14 protein-coding genes are annotated in these 18,054 nt (G+C 61.0%); 7 read left to right on the top strand and 7 right to left on the bottom strand.

The window, feature by feature from the left end; translation table 11 throughout:
• Positions 1 to 66 precede the first annotated feature (66 nt).
• Positions 67 to 2,820, bottom strand: coding sequence for an ATP-binding protein (locus tag ACWKWE_RS06955; protein WP_483850084.1), 2,754 nt, complete (start codon positions 2,818 to 2,820; stop codon positions 67 to 69).
• Positions 2,821 to 3,058: 238 nt separating this feature from the next.
• Here ACWKWE_RS06955 and ACWKWE_RS06950 point away from each other — a divergent pair, with 238 nt between their 5' ends.
• From ACWKWE_RS06950 to ACWKWE_RS06920, 7 genes are all read left to right on the top strand, one after another.
• On the top strand, positions 3,059 to 3,790 hold the full coding sequence (locus tag ACWKWE_RS06950; RefSeq protein WP_483850083.1) for a response regulator transcription factor: 732 nt from the start codon (positions 3,059 to 3,061) through the stop codon (positions 3,788 to 3,790).
• Complete coding sequence (locus ACWKWE_RS06945) at positions 3,783 to 5,162, top strand: sensor histidine kinase (protein WP_166596622.1); 1,380 nt, start codon at positions 3,783 to 3,785, stop codon at positions 5,160 to 5,162. The genes ACWKWE_RS06950 and ACWKWE_RS06945 overlap by 8 nt, the downstream gene beginning before the upstream one ends.
• A 230-nt stretch (positions 5,163 to 5,392) precedes the next feature.
• Positions 5,393 to 6,295, top strand: coding sequence for a cysteine synthase CysM (gene cysM, locus ACWKWE_RS06940; RefSeq protein WP_166596623.1), 903 nt, complete (start codon positions 5,393 to 5,395; stop codon positions 6,293 to 6,295).
• Positions 6,295 to 7,650: a 23S rRNA (uracil(1939)-C(5))-methyltransferase RlmD gene (rlmD, locus tag ACWKWE_RS06935; protein ID WP_483850082.1), complete on the top strand. Its 1,356-nt coding sequence runs from the start codon at positions 6,295 to 6,297 to the stop codon at positions 7,648 to 7,650. The genes cysM and rlmD overlap by 1 nt, the downstream gene beginning before the upstream one ends.
• Before the next feature lie 161 nt (positions 7,651 to 7,811).
• Complete coding sequence (gene relA, locus ACWKWE_RS06930) at positions 7,812 to 10,055, top strand: GTP diphosphokinase (RefSeq protein ID WP_341963024.1); 2,244 nt, start codon at positions 7,812 to 7,814, stop codon at positions 10,053 to 10,055.
• An 85-nt stretch (positions 10,056 to 10,140) separates the two neighbouring features.
• Entirely contained in the window at positions 10,141 to 10,974 is an 834-nt protein-coding gene (mazG, locus tag ACWKWE_RS06925) for a nucleoside triphosphate pyrophosphohydrolase (protein ID WP_483850081.1), read from the top strand.
• A 26-nt stretch (positions 10,975 to 11,000) separates the two neighbouring features.
• On the top strand, positions 11,001 to 11,543 hold the full coding sequence (locus tag ACWKWE_RS06920) for a DUF2058 domain-containing protein (RefSeq protein WP_166596627.1): 543 nt from the start codon (positions 11,001 to 11,003) through the stop codon (positions 11,541 to 11,543).
• A gap of 342 nt (positions 11,544 to 11,885) precedes the next feature.
• Here the strand turns inward: ACWKWE_RS06920 and ACWKWE_RS06915 are convergent, their stop codons facing one another.
• From ACWKWE_RS06915 to purM, 6 genes are all read right to left on the bottom strand, one after another.
• Entirely contained in the window at positions 11,886 to 12,074 is a 189-nt protein-coding gene (locus ACWKWE_RS06915) for a hypothetical protein (protein WP_166596628.1), read from the bottom strand.
• A gap of 265 nt (positions 12,075 to 12,339) precedes the next feature.
• Entirely contained in the window at positions 12,340 to 13,506 is a 1,167-nt protein-coding gene (locus tag ACWKWE_RS06910) for a catalase family protein (RefSeq protein WP_483850080.1), read from the bottom strand.
• Complete coding sequence (locus ACWKWE_RS06905) at positions 13,503 to 15,314, bottom strand: di-heme-cytochrome C peroxidase (RefSeq protein WP_483850079.1); 1,812 nt, start codon at positions 15,312 to 15,314, stop codon at positions 13,503 to 13,505. Before ACWKWE_RS06905 ends, ACWKWE_RS06910 begins: the two co-directional genes overlap by 4 nt.
• A gap of 152 nt (positions 15,315 to 15,466) precedes the next feature.
• On the bottom strand, positions 15,467 to 16,183 hold the full coding sequence (locus ACWKWE_RS06900; protein WP_166596631.1) for a DUF3108 domain-containing protein: 717 nt from the start codon (positions 16,181 to 16,183) through the stop codon (positions 15,467 to 15,469).
• A 14-nt stretch (positions 16,184 to 16,197) separates the two neighbouring features.
• Complete coding sequence (purN, locus tag ACWKWE_RS06895) at positions 16,198 to 16,869, bottom strand: phosphoribosylglycinamide formyltransferase (protein WP_483850463.1); 672 nt, start codon at positions 16,867 to 16,869, stop codon at positions 16,198 to 16,200.
• Between the two features lie 38 nt (positions 16,870 to 16,907).
• Positions 16,908 to 17,966 (bottom strand): phosphoribosylformylglycinamidine cyclo-ligase, encoded by a 1,059-nt coding sequence (gene purM / locus ACWKWE_RS06890; RefSeq protein ID WP_074752973.1) that lies wholly within the window; start codon positions 17,964 to 17,966, stop codon positions 16,908 to 16,910.
• Positions 17,967 to 18,054 lie beyond the last annotated feature (88 nt).

Raw genomic sequence — 18,054 nt, 5'->3', positions numbered from 1 at the left:
TGAGAGATGGCCATCGCGAGCAAGCTCACTCCTACAGTGACACTGCTTATAGGCAATTGACCCACATCAAGCACTCACCCGCGCTTCGATCTCCAGCCGTGTGATTGCCTTTTCCAGCTCGTCCAGCGCTTTGTCGCTGTCCGGCGAATCTTGTTTGAGCAGGGTTTCGCTGCGTTGGCAGGCGGCCCGCAGTTGCGGCACGCCGCAGTAACGGGTCGCGCCGTGCAGACGATGGACGCGCTCGATCAACGCGACATGATCGTTCGCTTCGCGGGCCGAGCGAATGGCTTCACGGTCGGTGTTCAGCGAAGCCAGCAACATCGCCAGCATGTCCGCAGCCAGATCGGCCTTGCCCGCCGCCAGCCGTAAGCCTTCCTCATGATCCAGCACCTGCATGTTCAGGCTGCCGTGGCTGATTTCATGATGACGTTCCGGCGCTTGATTGCGCAGGGCCAGGCCGGTCCACTTCAACACCACCTGAGCCAGTTGCCGCTCGCTGATCGGTTTGGTCAGGTAATCGTCCATGCCGCTTTGCAAGAGCGCACGTTTTTCGTTGGCCATGGCGTGGGCAGTGAGGGCGACGATGGGCAGCGAGGTGATTTGGCGCTCGGTTTCCCAGCCGCGAATCGCTTCGGTCGCCTGGCGACCGTCCATGCCCGGCATCTGCACGTCCATCAGCACCAGATCGAACGTTTCGTCTTGCACCGCCTGAACCGCTGCATAGCCGCTGTCCACCGCCAGCACCTTGGCCCCCATGTCTTCGAGCAGGGTTTGCACCAGCAACAGGTTGGCAGGGTTGTCGTCCACGCAGAGGATACGTGGCGGGCGGCTGGACACCGGCTCGGGCACTTCGGTGCGCAGCTGTTTCGGGCTGACCAGCTCCGACAGGGCGCGCCGCAGTTTGCGGGTACACGCCGGTTTGGCCTGCAGTTGGCTGTAAGGGTCCGGCACCGACACCTGATACAGCGCCTGCTCGGTGGTCGGGCACAGCACCAGCACTTTGCAGTCGAGGTTTTCCAGGTCCCAGATTTGCTGACGCAGGCGCTCGGGCGGCAGCTCATGGGCGGTCACGCCGAGCACCGCCATTTCGATGGCGTGGGGTGTTTGATGCACCACGGTGACGCCGTTGATGAGGTTTTCCAGATTGTTGAACACCATGGGTTGCAAGCCACAGTCTTCCAACTGGTGTTCCAGGGCCTGACGCGCCAGGTCGTGATGTTCGAGCACCGCCGCCCGGCGACCGATCAGCGGTGGGGCGGGCAGGTCTTCGAGGTCGTCGCGGGTTTTTGGCAGGGTCAGGCTGATCCAGAATTCCGAGCCCTCTCCGGGGGTGCTTTCCACGCCGATTTCGCCGCCCATCTGCTCGATCAGACGCTTGGAAATCACCAGGCCCAAGCCAGTGCCGCCCGAATGCCGGGACAGAGAATTGTCGGCTTGGCTGAAGGCTTGAAACAGCGCCCGCACGTCCTGATTCGAAAGGCCGATGCCGGTGTCTTGGACGCTGATGCGCAGTTGCACCTTATCGTCCTGCTCGTCCTCCAGCATGGCGCGGGCGACGATGGTGCCCTCCCGGGTGAACTTGATGGCGTTGCTCACCAGGTTGGTCAGGATTTGCTTGAGCCGCAGCGGGTCACCCACCAGCGACAGCGGTGTGTCGCGGTACACCAGACTCACCAGCTCCAGCTGTTTGGCGTGGGCGGCGGGGGCGAGGATGGTCAGCGTGTCCTGCAACAGATCCCGCAGGTTGAACGGGATCGCGTCGAGCACCAGCTTGCCCGCCTCGATCTTCGAGAAATCGAGGATTTCGTTGATGATGCTCAGCAGGTTGTCGGCGGATTTTTCGATGGTGCCCAGGTAATCGTACTGACGTGGCGTCATCTCGCTTTTTTGCAGCAGGTGCGTGAAGCCGAGGATGCCATTGAGCGGCGTGCGGATTTCGTGGCTCATGTTGGCCAGGAATTCAGATTTGATACGGCTCGCTTCAAGGGCTTCCTTGCGCGCCAGGTCCAGCTCGATGTTCTGGATTTCGATGGTCTCCAGATTCTGGCGCACGTCTTCCGTGGCCTGTTCGATGCTGTGTTGCAATTCTTCCTGGGCGTTTTGCAACGTCGCGGCCATGCGGTTGATGCCCGAGCCGAGTTCGTCCAGCTCGTTGCTGCCCATGGGCGGCAGTCGCGCTTCCAGATTGCCGTCCTTTAATTGCGCGACCACGTGCTTGATCTGCGCGATGGGGGCGTTGATGGTGCGGCTCATGCGCAGCGCGAGCATGGCGGTGAGACCCAGACCGGCGCCAATCAGCAGCAGGCTGGCGAACAGGCTTCGGTAGCCGCGCAGCAAGGTGCCGTTGTGGGACAGCTCCAGTTCGACCCAGCCCAGCAGGCGGTCGGCCTCGTCGGGAATGACCTCGCCGGTCAAGTGGCGGCTGCGACCGAACACCGGCATCAGGTAGCGCGTGGCGTCGTTGTCGGACCGCTGCAGCATGTGGGTGCTGTTGCCGATGGGTGGCTGGTTGATCATGGTCGGACCGGCATGGGCGAGCATGGCGCGGTCAGCGTCGAGAAAGGACACGGCGCGAACGTCAGCCTGTTCCAGTACCTGACCGGCGATGCGCTCCAGCATCGGTTTGTCCGCCGCAGCCAGGGCCGCCGCTGACAGCGGGGCCAACTCGTTGGCGATCATTTCACCGCGCTTGAGCAGCTGGGTTTGCAGTTCCGAGAGCTGCATCCAGGTGAAATAGCCCCCCAACAACGCCGCCATGAGGCACGTCGGCAGCAGGGTCAGCAGCAATACGCGGCCTTTGATGCCCAGTTTGTTCAGCACACTTTTTCTCCGGCAATCTCGTTCATATGCCCACGTCTTGCGCGTGATTGCAGCAAGACCTGCGCCAGGGTTGCCTTTCGACCTTGGGTAATCTGCGCAGTGTAGCCACTTGCGCGCGGGCCTTCCCGGCTAAATGGTCAATACAGAACGCTCCTACGCACATCTCCGATCAGTCGCCATTGCCGACCAGCGCGCAATCACCAATAATCGCCGCCTTGAGAATCAATCGCAGACGCCAATGAATCCCGCCAGCATCCACCGACCGAGCATACTCGCCATTGAAGACGATCCCGTGCTCGGCGCGTTCGTCCATGATCAACTGGACCGTTGCGGCTTTCACGTCACCTGGTGCCAGAACGGCTCGGAAGGGCTCGAACGTGCGCAGAAACAGGTCTTCGACGTGGTGCTGATGGATATTTTGCTGCCAGGCATGAACGGGTTGGACATCCTCATTCACCTGCGTCGTCGCCATGCGACGCCCATCATCCTGATGTCGGCGTTGGGCGCTGAAGCGGACCGCATCACCGGCTTTCGCCATGGCGCCGACGATTACCTGCCCAAACCGTTCAGCGTCGATGAGCTGCGGGTGCGCATCGAAGCCATCCTGCGGCGGGTTGAACTGGAGCGCCGTTTCAACACCGTGATCGACGTACCGGTGGCACTGAGCATCGATGAACTGACGTTCGACGAGGGCCTGTGCGATGTCACCTTCGGTCGCAAGGCCGCGCAGTTAACCCGCAGCGAATACCGCCTGCTGGAAACCCTGTGGCGCAACCCCGAGGACGTACTGAGCAAACCCTTCCTTTATCAACATGTGTTGCAGCGCGGGTATTCCCAGCATGACCGCAGCCTCGACATGCACGTCAGCCAGATCCGTCGCAAGCTCAAGGCGATTGGCTACGAAGCGCATCAGGTGCGCACGGTGTGGGGCAAGGGCTACGTGCTGACGGCGGCGGAAGCGGATGCCTGATCGTCGTTCCCGTTTGCCGGGCAGGCATTCGCTGTTCTGGAAACTGGCCTTTCTGCTGGTGGGTTTTTGCCTGCTGATGATCTGGCTCAGTTGGTATTGGGGGCGTTATGTCGAAACCCAGAATGCCTTTCTTTCCCCTGAAGCCCGACGCGTACTCAACGGTTATGCCGCCGAAGCGGAACAAGCATGGGTGGTGGGCAACGAGAAGGGCATCGATGACTGGCTGCGTGAACTCCGGCGCCATGAGCCCGGCTGGGTGGGCGTCATCGGCCACGACCTGCAATCGCTGAGCAGCATCCCTCTCGACGACAACCAGATGCAGCGCCTGACCTTCATGCGCGGCGTCGACTGGCCCATGAGTCGTCGACAAAAAAATACCCCCTGGCTGAAGATCCCCTTTCCCAATGACCCCGGCGTCGGCAGCCTGATCATCGAACTGCCGGAACGCTTCAAGCCAGGGCGTTATGCGCTGGTCTGGCAGATGCTGACCAATGTCGTGATTCCGGCGTTGTTCACCTTGCTGCTGTGCATCGGGCTGTACCGATTGCTCATCCGCCCGCTCAACCAGCTGCGAGAGCAGGCCAATGCGTGGCGGGCGGACCGTCTGTCCAATCGCCTGTCGCCACAGATGACCTCCCGGCAGGACGAATTGGGCGAACTCAACCGTGCCTTTGATCACATGGCCGCCCGCCTGCAATCGACAGTGCAGATTCAGCAGCAGTTGCTCCGCGACCTGTCCCATGAACTGCGCACACCGCTGAGCCGATTGAGAGTGGCCTGTGACAGTGAGCAGAGCCTGCCGGAGCTGCGCGAACGCTTGAGCCGGGAAGTCGACGGCATGCGTCGGTTGGTGGACGACACCCTGCATCTGGCCTGGCTCGATGCCGAGCGAGAAAAGCTGCCCGACGAAGACATTCAGATGCTGGCGCTGTGGGACATGTTGGTGGACAACGCCGGTTTCGAAAGCTGCTGGCCTTCGCGGCAGTTTGTCTGCGATCTGGACAGCGACTGCTGGGTCCGGGGTCATCTCAATACCTTGGCGCAGGCGCTGGAAAATATCCTGCGCAACGCGATTCGTCATTCACCCTCCGACGGCATCGTGCGCTTGGGTGGGCGTCGGGAGGGCGAGGACTGGCTGTTGTGGCTAGAGGATCAGGGCGGCGGGGTGGACGAAAGCGACCTTGAGCGCATCTTTGCGCCGTTCATCCGCCTCGATGGTGCCCGGCCCGGGGATGGAGGGTTTGGGTTGGGGTTGAGCATCGCCCGCAATTCCTTGCGCCTGCAGGGCGGTGACATGTGGGCCGAGAACACCCAGAGGGGGTTGCGGATGATCATGCGCTTGCCTGCCAAAGAAACAGAGCTCGTCACCTGACCTGTAGGAGCGAATTCATTCGCGAAAAATGGATCAGGCGATGGAGAGGTGTTGCTTGGGCAGCCGCTTCGCGAATGAATTCGCTCCTACAGGGGAATTTGCGATCAAGCTCAAACACCGGGGCCTGCTTTATGCCCTTTGGTTATATCCCACTCACTTTGCGTGATATGGGCTTGGGGCGATTGCCGGTATGATAGGCGACCCCCGCACGTCTGGACCTCGAACACGCCATGACCCTGCAGTATCAAACCATCGCCGATTGCGTCGGCAACACCCCGCTGGTGCGTCTGCAACGCATGGCCGGGAACACCAGCAACACGTTGCTGCTCAAGCTCGAAGGCAATAATCCGGCCGGTTCCGTGAAGGACCGTCCGGCGCTGTCGATGATTACCCGTGCCGAGCTGCGCGGTCAGATCCACCAGGGCGATACCCTGATCGAAGCGACCTCCGGCAATACCGGCATCGCCCTGGCCATGGCTGCGGCGATCAAGGGCTATCGCATGATCCTGATCATGCCGGACAACTCCAGCGCCGAACGCAAGGCCGCCATGACCGCTTATGGCGCCGAGCTGATTCTGGTCAGCAAGGAAGAAGGCATGGAAGGCGCCCGCGACCTCGCCGAGCGCATGCAGGCCGAAGGCCGTGGCAAGGTGCTGGACCAGTTCGCCAACGGCGACAATCCTGAAGCGCACTACGTCGGCACCGGCCCGGAAATCTGGCGGCAGACCGGCGGCACCATCACCCATTTCGTCAGTTCCATGGGCACCACGGGGACCATCATGGGCACCTCGCGTTACCTCAAGGAACAGAATCCGGACATTCAGATCGTCGGCCTGCAACCCATGGACGGCGCATCGATTCCCGGCATCCGTCGCTGGCCCCATGAATACTTGCCGAAAATCTACCAGGCCGATCGTGTCGACCGCATCGTGGACATGGCCCAGAGCGAGGCCGAGGACGTGATGCGTCGTCTGGCCCGAGAAGAAGGCATCTTCTGCGGCGTGTCTTCGGGCGGCGCGGTAGCGGGCATGTTGCGTTTGTCTCAGGAAGTCGAGAATGCGGTCATGGTCGCGATCATTTGTGACCGTGGCGACCGTTACCTGTCGACTGGTGTCTACGATGCGCCCAACTGATGGCCAAGCGTGAGACAGGCCTGCGTTTCCAGCCCAGTGGTGGCACCCGGACAACGCAGGTCCCGACCGGTAAAAAGCAACGTTTGAGCATCGAACGACTGGCCAACGACGGGCGCGGCATCGGCTTCGTCGAGGGCCGGACCTGGTTTGTTGCGGGCAGTCTGGCTGGCGAAGAGGTGGAAGCGCGCGTATTGGGCGCCCACGGCAAAGTGGTCGAGGCGCGCACCGAACGCGTGTTTCAGGCCAGCCCGTTGCGCCGCCCGGCACCCTGCAAGCACTTCGGTCGTTGCGGTGGGTGCAGCGTGCAGCAGATGCCCCACGACGAACAACTTGCCCTTAAACAGCGCATGCTCGCCGAGCAGCTGAGCCGGGTCGCAGGCGTCGAACCCGAAGAGTGGGCCGCTCCGTTGACCGGCGATGAATTCGCTTACCGTCGACGCGCGCGCGTCGCCGTTCGCTGGGACGCCAAGGGTAAACAGCTGGAGGTCGGCTTCCGCGCGGCCTCAAGTCAGGACATCATCGCCATCGACGAATGCCCGGTGCTGGTACAGGCCTTGCAACCGATCATGACGGCGTTACCGGCCATGTTGCGCAGCTTGAGCAAACCCCAGGCGCTGGGGCATGTCGAGCTGTTCAGCGGTTCGGCTAACGCTGTGCTGTTGCGCCACACCGCGCCGCTGGTGGAAAAGGACCTGGACACCCTGAAGGCATTTTGCGACACCCACGGCGCGCAACTCTGGTTGCACGGCGAGGGCGAGCCGCAGTCTGCGGACCCGGCAGCACAATTGGGTTTTCATCTGGGGCCGTGGAATCTTGAGCTGGCGTACCGGCCCGGAGACTTCGTGCAGGTGAACGCACAGGTCAACGAAGCGATGATTGCACAGGCGCTTTCGTGGCTTGCGCCTCGTTCGGATGAACGAGTGCTGGACTTGTTCTGCGGGCTTGGTAACTTCGCTCTACCGCTGGCGCAAATCACGCGCGAAGTGGTGGCGGTGGAGGGGGTCGACGTCATGGTTCGACGGGCTGCCGAGAACGCGGCGAGCAACGGTTTGCACAACGTGAAGTTTTATCAGGCGGACTTGTCGCAACCATTGGACAAAGCGCCGTGGGCGGCGGAAGGTTTTTCCGCGGTCCTGCTCGACCCTCCGCGTGACGGGGCGTTCGAGGTGGTCGGCAAACTCAGGAAACTGGGTGCCGAACGGTTGGTGTATGTGTCGTGCAACCCGGCAACTTTGGCGCGCGACACGGTCGAATTGATCAGGCAGGGCTACCGATTAAAACGTGCCGGAATTCTCGATATGTTCCCGCAGACAGCACATGTCGAGGCAATGGCGTTATTTGAAGCGAGTAAGTGAGACAAGCAGGGCTTCAGGAAGCAAGCCGACGTCTCACAGGGAAACTCGTTTAATCCGACTGGCCCGCGCATGCGAGACCTTGCAAGGCCCGCAAGGAGCATGCGCTGAGAAGGCCGGCGACTGATGGCGCATTTCATCGCGCCTTAGGGAAGGTAAGCAACATGGTACAGGTGAGAGCGCACCAGCCGATAAACACAGACGGCAGTATCAACCTCGACGCATGGCTTGATCATGTGGTCAGCGTCGACCTCGCAGTGGACCGACAGGCTTTGAAGGAAGCCTGTGAATTTGCCCGGGAAGCCGAGCAACAGGACAACGCCGCCAAGAACCTCTGGGCGGAAGGCACGTCGAGTTTTCAGACGGGCCTGGAAATCGCTGAAATCCTGGCCGACCTCAAGCTCGACCAAGACTCGCTGATTGCGGCCGTGATTTACCGCGCCGTACGCGAGGGCAAGATTCCTCTGCCCGACGTCAGCCAGCGTTTCGGGCCGACGGTCGCCAAGCTGATCGACGGCGTGCAGCGCATGGCCGCCATCAGCGCCAGTCTCAGCCCCCGGCAATCACTCGTTCTCGGCACGCAGGCCCAGGTGGAAAACCTGCGCAAGATGCTGGTGGCGATGGTCGATGACGTGCGTGTCGCGCTGATCAAGCTGGCTGAACGGACGTGCGCCATTCGCGCCGTGAAGAACACCGACGACGAGAAGCGCAACCGGGTCGCCCGGGAAGTCTTCGACATCTATGCACCGCTGGCCCATCGACTGGGTATCGGTCACATCAAGTGGGAGCTGGAGGACCTGTCCTTCCGCTACCTGGAGCCGGAACAGTACAAGCAGATCGCCAAGCTGTTGCATGAACGCCGCCTGGATCGCGAGCGCTTCATCACCGACGTCATGTCGCAGCTGGAAAACGAACTGCTGGCCACCGGGGTCAAGGCCGACATCAGTGGCCGGGCCAAACACATCTATTCGATCTGGCGAAAAATGCAGCGCAAGGGTCTGGAATTCAGCCAGATCTACGACGTTCGCGCCGTACGCGTGCTGGTCCCGGAAATGCGCGACTGCTACACCGCGCTGGGCATCGTCCACACGCTGTGGCGGCACATCCCCAAAGAGTTCGACGATTACATCGCCAACCCCAAGGAGAACGGTTATCGCTCCCTGCACACCGCGGTGATCGGCCCGGAAGGCAAGGTGCTGGAGGTGCAGATCCGCACCCACGCCATGCACGAAGAGGCCGAGCTGGGCGTTTGCGCGCACTGGAAGTACAAGGGCACTGACGTCAAGTCCGGCTCCAACCACTACGAAGAGAAAATCTCGTGGCTGCGTCAGGTCCTGGAGTGGCATGAAGAGCTGGGCGACATCGGCGGTCTGGCCGAGCAGCTTCGCGTCGATATCGAGCCGGACCGGGTGTACGTGTTCACCCCGGACGGTCACGCCATTGACCTGCCGAAGGGCGCGACACCGCTGGACTTCGCTTATCGCGTGCACACTGAGATTGGCCACAACTGCCGTGGCGCCAAGATCAACGGGCGCATCGTGCCGCTCAACTACAGCCTGCAAACCGGCGAGCAGGTCGAGATCATTACCAGCAAGCATGGGGTCCCGAGCCGCGACTGGCTGAACTCGAACCTTGGCTACATCACGACCTCGCGGGCACGGGCGAAGATCGTTCACTGGTTCAAACTGCAGGCGCGCGACCAGAACGTCGCGGCGGGCAAGGTGTTGTTGGAGCGCGAACTGGCGCGTCTGGCGTTGCCGCAGGTGGACTTCGACAAGTTGGCGGAAAAGGCCAACATGAAGATCGCCGAAGACATGTTCGCGGCCCTCGGGGCGGGCGACCTGCGTCTGGCGCAATTGATGAATCTGGCGCAGCAACTGGTCGAGCCAGAGCGGGGCAACGAGCAACTGGAGCTGATTCCGCGCAAAGCCACCGGTTACAAGCCGGGCAAGCGCGGCGACATTCAGATTCAGGGCGTCGGCAACCTGATGACGCAAATGGCTGGCTGCTGCCAGCCGTTGCCGGGCGATGCCATCGTCGGTTACATCACTCAAGGCCGTGGCGTGAGCATTCACCGTCAGGACTGCGCCTCGGTGTTGCAACTGGGCGGGCGCGAGCCTGAGCGGATCATTCAGGTCAGTTGGGGGCCGGTGCCGGTCCTCACCTACCCGGTGGACATCATCATCCGCGCCTACGACCGGTCCGGCCTGTTGCGTGACGTCTCTCAGGTGCTGCTCAACGAGCGCATTAACGTTTTGGCGGTCAACACCCGCTCGAACAAGGAAGACAACACCGCGCTGATGTCGCTGACCATCGAAATTCCGGGGCTGGATGCCTTGGGTCGCCTGTTGGGGCGGATTTCGCAGCTGCCGAACATCATCGAGACGCGGCGTAATCGCACGCCCTAGAAGCAGCTGTGAGTTTTGAGCTGCAAGCTGCAAGTTGTCTGTGTACAGCTTGCGGCTTGCGGCTAAGAGTGAAGAGATTTTTTGAATGTATACCTTGGATGATCTGCTGAACCTCATGGCGCGCCTGCGCGATCCGCAATACGGCTGCCCGTGGGATGTGAAGCAGAATTACGCGACCATTGTGCCGCACACTCTCGAAGAGGCCTACGAAGTGGCCGACGCCATCGAGCGCGGTGACTTCGATGACCTGCGCGGTGAGTTGGGCGATCTGCTGTTTCAGGTGGTGTATTACTGCCAACTGGCGCGGGAGGAAGGGCGGTTCGAATTCGACGGCGTGGTCGATGGCATCACCCGCAAGCTGATTCGCCGTCACCCTCACGTATTCCCCACCGGGGATTTGTATGCGCCGCTGGAAACGCCGCGCCTGAGTGAAGACCAGGTGAAGCACCGCTGGGAAGCGATCAAGGCCGAGGAACGCGCCGAAAAGGCCCAGGCCCCGGAGCAGTTGTCGTTGCTTGACGACGTGCCGAATGTTTTGCCTGCCTTGTCCCGCGCTGCCAAATTGCAGAAGCGCGCGTCGCAGGTCGGTTTCGACTGGCCCGAAGCGCTGCCGGTGGTCGACAAGGTGCGCGAGGAACTGCAGGAAGTCCTTGAAGCCATGGCCGACAACGATCAGGCAGGCATCCACGAGGAAATCGGCGATTTGCTGTTCGTGGTGGTCAACCTGGCACGCCATCTCAAGGTCGATCCGGAAAATGCCCTGCGCGCCGCCAACGGCAAGTTCGAGCGGCGCTTTCGTTTTATCGAACACGCCTTGCGCGAGACCGGCCGCCCCATCGAAGATTGCAGCCTTGAAGAAATGGATGCGCTCTGGGGCGAAGCCAAGCGCCAGGAAAAGAACACGCCCAACTGCGGTTGAGTCGATCATTGAGAGAGAGAAGATAAATGGCGGGTATTTCCCTTCGTGACCAGTTGCTCAAAGCAGGTCTGGTTAACGAGAAACAGGCCAAACAGGTCGCCAAGAACAAGCAGAAAGAGCAACGTCTGGTGCACAAGGGTCAGGCCGTTGCCGACGATGCTGCCCAGCGCGCCGCCCAGGACGCCATGGCCGAGAAAGCCAAGCGCGATCAGGAGCTGAATCGCCAGCAGCAGGAAAAGGCTGAGCAGAAGGCTCGTACCGCGCAGGTCAAGCAGCTGATCGAGGCGACCCGTCTGCCGAAGCTGACCACCGAGGATTACTACAACTTCGTCGATGACAAGAAGGTCAAGCGCCTGTCGGTCAACTCGCTGATGCGCAGCAAGCTGAGCAACGGTTCGCTGGCCATCGTTCACCACGGCGGCACCTATGAAGTCATCCCTCGCGAGGCCGCGCTGAAAGTGCAGGAGCGCGACCCACGCCGTATCGTGTTGCTCAGCGAGCCGACGGAAGAGCCGGATGGCGACGATCCGTACGCCGCGTACAAGATCCCTGACGATCTGATGTGGTAACTCGGACACCTGTAAACGGTGAACCCCGTGTGAGCGAATTCGTTCGCGAGAGGCCAGTACATCCGACGTAGCTTCGTGACTGTCACACCGTATCGCGAATGAATTCGCTCCCACAGGTTCCGCGCCATACATATTTCTGATGTGTTCGCACATCCCCTGTGGGAGCGAATTCATTCGCGAAAGATGGATCAGGCGATAGAGATGCGTCGTCTGTGCGCCCGCTTCGCGAATGAATTCGCTCCCACAGGGGCGATCGGAGTTGCTGAATATCGCTGTAAAACGACAAAACCCGCCTCGGCGGGTTTTGTTTTGATGCGATTCAGTAGTGACGTGTTGCCTGAACTACGTGTTGCTTGCCATTTTCTTAGCTTCTTGTTCTGCAAGCTCTGATGCGTAACGCTGGGCGTCCGATTCGTGGTGGAACAGGCCTACCAGTTGATCTTGTTGGCGCACTTCGAAGATCTGGATGCCGTCAGCGATGCTTTCGTGGGAAATGTGGGCGTCGTCGCGTTCACTTACAGTTACAGTCATATCGGAAACTCCTGACTCTTTGAAATCTGCGGCAGGACGTCGCAGTGGCTCCTTTATAGAATTGGGTAGCTTGCTAAGTAAACGAGCGATTTCTGCAAGAGTTATTTGCCGATTGCGTAACAGTGGTGCAAATGCCTGTTTTTGAAGGGTGTGCGGCGTTTTGTCGCACTCGCTTGAAGGGCATGAAGAATCTTTCATAAACGCTTGAGGAACAAAATACGCCACGAAACCGGCGCTATGCCTCGATCCCCAAGCCTCAATTTTCCTAAAGCGCGTTACGGCTGTGACGGTAGTCGCTGACGGCTTCATACACCGCTTTGCGCAGACGGTTGATGCCGCCGATGGGTCGGTGCGCTTCTACGCCAAACCACGGGTTGAAGGACTGGTTGTCGCACGCCAGGTTTTGCTCGGGTGTATCGAAATCCTGGGGCGCGACCCGGACCTTCGCCACGGTGTCGAACGCGGCATCGCTTTCCTTCCATTCGATGCTGGTGTCTTCGATCGGCATGAACGTTTGCGGATTCTGCCGCTGAATCTGCAACACGAAACACGCGGGGACGCGGTCGGTGGACAACTGCTGATTCAAGGCCGTGCGCAAGAAGTTCGGCAGGTCCCGGTTCTGTTTGGGCAGGGTGTACGGCGGGCAGCTTTGCGGGTCCGGCGCGACCCGGAACTTGGCGTTGGCGGTGCCGAACTTGTAAGGGGAGACCGAGTAATACGTGGTCTCCGTCGGGCTGGCGGGTGCAGGCGACAGCGTTGCCAACGCGATGAACAGGTGCCGCACTTGCCAGCTTCGCGGGTCAAGGCTGGGGAAGAACGCCAGGACTTTCTTGCCGTCGGCCTGGGCCCCGATGTTCTGTGCGTATTCGGCCACGTCGCTGACGAAGAAGTTCGGGTGGCTGAACATCACGAAGTCCTGTTCCGCTCGGCTTTGTTGGTCTGCCAGCAATTGTTTGCCTGGCACGTCCAGCAGTTTGAGCGCCATGCCCCGCGCATCCCGAATGCTGTCGAATTGCGGGTAGGCGTTGCCGTTGGACAGGCGCATGACGGCTTGCCAGGTTTTGCCCGGCTCGGCGAACACCCCTTGGCGCAAGGCCGGGTCGAGGTCTTTCAGCACGCTCACTTCGGCCTTCACGCAACCGTGGGCCTTAGCATGGGCATCACGCAGGTAGCGCGTGGGCTCGCGATGCTGATCGACGATCCGCACCGCCGTCTGGATGATGCCTTGGCTCATGGCCGCTTCACCGGGGGGAATCTGCTCCTCCACGGGCACCGGCCCTCGATGCTGCCAGGCGAACCAGACGCTTGATACCGCCCAGCCCAACAGGCCCAGCCCGATGAGCCACAGCAGGGTCTTGCCCAGGAATGACCCCAGGCGCAGCCAGAGCCGCCCGAGCCAAGTGTGTTGCGTGTCGCGATGTCGAGTGATCATGGCAATTGTTGCTCCAGCGGTCCGCCCAGCACTTTCAGGTATTCCACCAACGCCCAGCGCTCTTGAGGCAAAAGGCCGCGTCCGATCACGCCATTGCCCCGCTTGCCGTCGCGGAATTCGTGACCGCTGTTGTGGTTGCCGGAGGTTTTCGTGTCGAACAGAAAGGCGTTTTTAAAGGCTGCGGTTTCGAAGCCCAGGTGCAAGGGATCGTAGTTGAAGGTGCCTTTGTAGAAGGTCGTGCTGCGCTCGTCCTGAGGCGAGAGCAGCTGATAGATCGTCGGCACCGAGCCGTTGTGCAGGAAGGGCGGGGTGGCCCAGATCCCGTCCAGCGGCCGGGCTTTGTACGCGCGCAATTCCTGAACCGCGATGGGCAGGCCGAATCCGTCCATGGCGGGGCGATCGGCGATGGGGACGTTGGCCGCGTTGTAGGCGTTGTTTTCGACGTAGGCAGTGATGTACGCCAGCGCTTTGGCCGAGGTGACGTTGTGCGTGTCCAGCGGTGTCGTCGGTTTAGGGACTAAATGAACGTTGGTGAGGTGGTCGAGTTCGTCCTGGGTCCACTTCAGTGCGCTCACGTCGTAGTGGTTGTCGGCGATGTTATTGGCCGTGTTCGGGTCGGTTCCGACTTCCGTCACCGGGATCATGTTCAGGTATTGCACGGTCCGGCCGTCCACCACGCTGTGGGGCGGGACGTGGCAGCCTGCGCAATTTTCGGCAAACAAAGCGCGACCCTGAGCGGCCAGCGGCTTGTTCACCGGGCCGAACAGTTGCTCTGGCCAGACCGGTGGCTTCAGGCGCTGCAAGGCCCGTTCGATGGTGTCGAGGTCGCGCACCCGTACGCTGGAGGGGTAGCGGTCAGCCACCTTGAGCGGCTGGCCTGCAGCGTCGAAGAACGTCAGGGTCGCGCCAACACCGAGGGATTCCCCGACGTTGCGCGCCATTGGCTGTTTGGCCGAGCCGTTCCACTGCACCCAGTCGAAGGTCCAGATGTCCCACAGGTGCGGATAGTCCACGGGGGCATTGGCGATGCGGTAGTTGTCGGGCGAGATGGCGTCGCCGAAGGTGGCGTTGGCGATGCGACCGAAGGCATCGGTCCGGCCTGGCCCTTCTTCGGTGGGGTAGAGGCCACGATGGGTGTCGTTCCAGGCGGTTTTGGCGAAGGTGTCCAGGGACTGCTTGAACTCGTCACGCAACTGATCGTGGGAGGCATCGTAGCGATCGCCCAGCACGCGGCGGGCGAAACGTTCGAATTTCCACGGGTTGTAATAAGTCGCCACGAGGCTGGCGACCAGCGCTTGACCGAAACTCCCACCGCGCAGAGTTGGCACGCTGGACGGCAAGACATGCTGCGCGCTGCCGCCATCGATGCGCAGGGCCTGCCCCTTGAAATGCAATTCGCCGGTGTGGCACGCGGAACAGGTGATGTCCAGGTACTCGACGGTATGGTCAGGGTTCTGATGGCGGGTGAAACCGACGGGCAGGTTGCCGGGGTTCAGCGCGGTGGCGACCTGCTTGGGATCGATCAGGAACCCGAAACGGGCGAGGTGCTCGGGCGCGGCGAAGCGGTCTTCGGAGAATGGCATCTCCAACGCCGTGAACCAGTTGTAGTGCAGGCCTTTGACTTGCGTCCCCTGTGGGGTGAAGTAATAGGTCTGACGGTCGCTGTCGTCCCATTGAGGCTGATACTGCACCTGCTCGACAGGCGTGTATTCAGGCAGTTTCGGGTTGATGATGTAATAAATCACCACCGCCAGAATCAGCACGACCACAGCGAGCAACAGCAGCAATGCACGGCGAAATATGCGCAAGATAACCATCCTTGTCCGTTTTTTGGTGTCCTTATGACATCACGCCAATCCCATGGCAAGTGACGTGACGCTTTAATCCCAACGGTCGAGCATGCAATAAAAAGCCCGCTGATGTCAGCGGGCTTTTCGAGGTCAATGGCAGGACCGAAAAATCAGCTGCCCTTGACCGACTTACCGTTCACCGTGCCGTCCTGCAGCATGATGTTGTATTCCTTGCCGTCGGTCTCGACCTGCTGCAGACGCACCAGCAAATAGTCGTAATCCTTGGCAAACCACATCACGGTGGTGCGCTTGTTCTGCGTCGGGTCGCGCACGCGCTCGACCTTGATCGCATCGACCGAACCGACCTTGGTGGCCACTTTCTCGGTGCCCAGCACGCGGAAATCGTAAGCATCGACTTCGTCACCGTCGACAACCTGATAGGTCATGCTCTTCTTGCCCGCTGCCACGTCGTGCTGCAGGGCGAGTTGATAGGTAGATTTGTCCAGAACACCGGTGTTCAGAGGGATTTTCACCGCGTCGTTACGGTCGGTGCCGGTGATGAACTTGGTGGGCCAGTCGAACACCAGGTCAACCGTTTTGCTCTTGCCCAAACCGCCACGTTCGAAGTGGTAGGTCTGTGGCAGCAGTTGATCCTTGTCGACCTTGAGGGTGCTGACCTCGGTCAGGCTCGCGATCATCATCGAGGCCTTGAAGCTCAGGGTCCAGGTGCCGTTGGCGTTTTTTTCCAGGCTGCGGGTGGCGCTGCCGCCGCCGACCGGGAGCTGTTTGAAATCAGCGGTGTAGCTGGCGGCGAAAGGTTGAAGGTCTGCCGCGTTGACCGCAGGAATAGCGAACAGAGCGAGGGCGAAGAGCAAAGCGCGACGCATAATTTCTCCCGTCTTTACAGTGAGGGGCCACATTGAATGGCCGGAATCAAATGGCCGCTTGAGCCCAATGGCTGACCGTCGAGGGTCGCTCCCTGTTCGCTCAGGGCCAGACGGCCTTCAGCGAACCAGCGGATCGCCAGCGGGTAAATCAGGTGTTCCCGAGCGTGAACCCGTTGTGCCAGCGTGGCAGGCGTGTCGTGCAACTCTACCGAAACAACAGCCTGTACGACCAGAGGGCCCCCATCGAGTTCCTCTGTGACGAAGTGCACGCTGCACCCATGTTCGGCATCGCCCGCTTCGAGCGCCCGTTGATGGGTGTGCAAGCCTTTATACAGGGGAAGCAGTGACGGATGTATGTTCAGCAGCCGGCCGTGGTAGTGACGCACGAAACCCGGGGTGAGAATGCGCATGAAACCGGCCAGTACCACCAGTTTCGGCGAGAACGAATCGATCAGTTCGATCAGCGCCGCGTCGAAGGCCTCGCGACCTTCGTAGGCTTTGTGATCGAGAACGCGGGTGTCGATGCCCGCGTTCTTCGCGCGCTCAAGCCCGTAGGCATCGGCGCGGTTGGAAATCACCGCGCGAATGCGAGCCGGGCTCGAACCGTCCTGAAAGCTGTCGATCATCGCTTGCAGGTTACCGCCAGTGCCGGACAGCAGCACCACCACGTCGCAGGGTTGGGGCATGTCGGCCTTCAACGCTTCCGGCATCGCCACGTCGGACATCAATGTGCCTTGACGTTTTTCAGCTCGACTTGTGCAGCACCTTCGGCCGCGACGCCGATCTGGCCGATGACCCATGGCTGCTCGCCGGCTTCACGCAGGGCGTTCAGCGAGGCTTCGACGTGTTCCTGCGCCACACAGATGACCATTCCGACGCCGCAGTTCAGGACGCGGTGCATTTCGTGCTCGTCGACGTTGCCTTTCTCTTGCAGCCAGTCGAACACGGCAGGGCGGGTCCAGCTCGCCACGTCAACCACGGCCTGTGCGCCTTCAGGCAGGACGCGCGGGATGTTGTCCAGCAGACCGCCGCCGGTGATGTGGGCCATGGCTTTGACGGCGCCAGTGTCCTTGATCAGCTTGAGCAGTTGCTTGACGTAGATGCGGGTCGGCGCCATCAGCAGGTCGGTCAGCGGTTTGCCGTCGAGCTGGATGGTTTCGATGTCGGCGCCGGAGACTTCGATGATCTTGCGGATCAGCGAGTAGCCGTTAGAGTGCGGGCCGGACGACGGCAGGGCGATCAGGGCGTCGCCCGCCACCACTTTCGAGCCGTCGATGATTTCGGATTTTTCCACGACGCCAACGCAGAAACCGGCCAGGTCGTAGTCTTCGCCTTCGTACATGCCAGGCATTTCAGCGGTTTCGCCGCCGACCAGCGAGCAACCCGCCAGTTCGCAGCCTGCGCCTATGCCGGTCACGACCTGAGCGGCGGTGTCGACGTTCAGTTTGCCGGTGGCGTAGTAGTCGAGGAAGAACAGCGGCTCTGCGCCGCAGACGACGAGGTCGTTGACGCACATGGCGACCAGGTCGATGCCGATGCTGTCGTGTTTGTTCAGGTTCAGGGCCAGGCGCAGCTTGGTGCCGACGCCGTCAGTGCCGCTGACCAGAACCGGTTGTTTGTAGCCGGCCGGGATTTCGCACAGCGCGCCGAAGCCACCCAGGCCGCCCATCACTTCCGGGCGCTTGGTGCGCTTGGCGACGCTCTTGATGCGTTCGACCAATGCTTCACCGGCGTCGATGTCTACACCGGCGTCTTTGTAGCTCAGGGAGGGTTGCTTGCTCATGATCCAGGCCTTTAGGGGGATTCGGGGTAACGACCGAGGTGGGTGCGGCGCGTGGCCGTGTCATCGCCGGTCTGCGAAGGCGCGCGAT

It is taken from the genome of Pseudomonas salicis, from assembly GCF_057128705.1.
The sequence above is the reverse complement of the archived record's forward strand: the minus strand, read 5'-3'. Positions and strand labels throughout refer to the sequence as shown.

What these genes read in the sequence shown, in the direction of transcription:
- ACWKWE_RS06915 (WP_166596628.1), bottom strand. Translation starts at nt 12,074, where the DNA reads ATGACTGTAACTGTAAGTGAACGCGACGACGCCCACATTTCCCACGAA.
- purM (WP_074752973.1), bottom strand. Translation starts at nt 17,966, where the DNA reads ATGAGCAAGCAACCCTCCCTGAGCTACAAAGACGCCGGTGTAGACATC.
- ACWKWE_RS06950 (WP_483850083.1), top strand. Translation starts at nt 3,059, where the DNA reads ATGAATCCCGCCAGCATCCACCGACCGAGCATACTCGCCATTGAAGAC.
- ACWKWE_RS06900 (WP_166596631.1), bottom strand. Translation starts at nt 16,183, where the DNA reads ATGCGTCGCGCTTTGCTCTTCGCCCTCGCTCTGTTCGCTATTCCTGCG.
- mazG (WP_483850081.1), top strand. Translation starts at nt 10,141, where the DNA reads ATGTATACCTTGGATGATCTGCTGAACCTCATGGCGCGCCTGCGCGAT.
- rlmD (WP_483850082.1), top strand. Translation starts at nt 6,295, where the DNA reads ATGGCCAAGCGTGAGACAGGCCTGCGTTTCCAGCCCAGTGGTGGCACC.
- ACWKWE_RS06910 (WP_483850080.1), bottom strand. Translation starts at nt 13,506, where the DNA reads ATGATCACTCGACATCGCGACACGCAACACACTTGGCTCGGGCGGCTC.
- cysM (WP_166596623.1), top strand. Translation starts at nt 5,393, where the DNA reads ATGACCCTGCAGTATCAAACCATCGCCGATTGCGTCGGCAACACCCCG.
- ACWKWE_RS06920 (WP_166596627.1), top strand. Translation starts at nt 11,001, where the DNA reads ATGGCGGGTATTTCCCTTCGTGACCAGTTGCTCAAAGCAGGTCTGGTT.
- ACWKWE_RS06945 (WP_166596622.1), top strand. Translation starts at nt 3,783, where the DNA reads ATGCCTGATCGTCGTTCCCGTTTGCCGGGCAGGCATTCGCTGTTCTGG.
- purN (WP_483850463.1), bottom strand. Translation starts at nt 16,869, where the DNA reads ATGCCCCAACCCTGCGACGTGGTGGTGCTGCTGTCCGGCACTGGCGGT.
- relA (WP_341963024.1), top strand. Translation starts at nt 7,812, where the DNA reads ATGGTACAGGTGAGAGCGCACCAGCCGATAAACACAGACGGCAGTATC.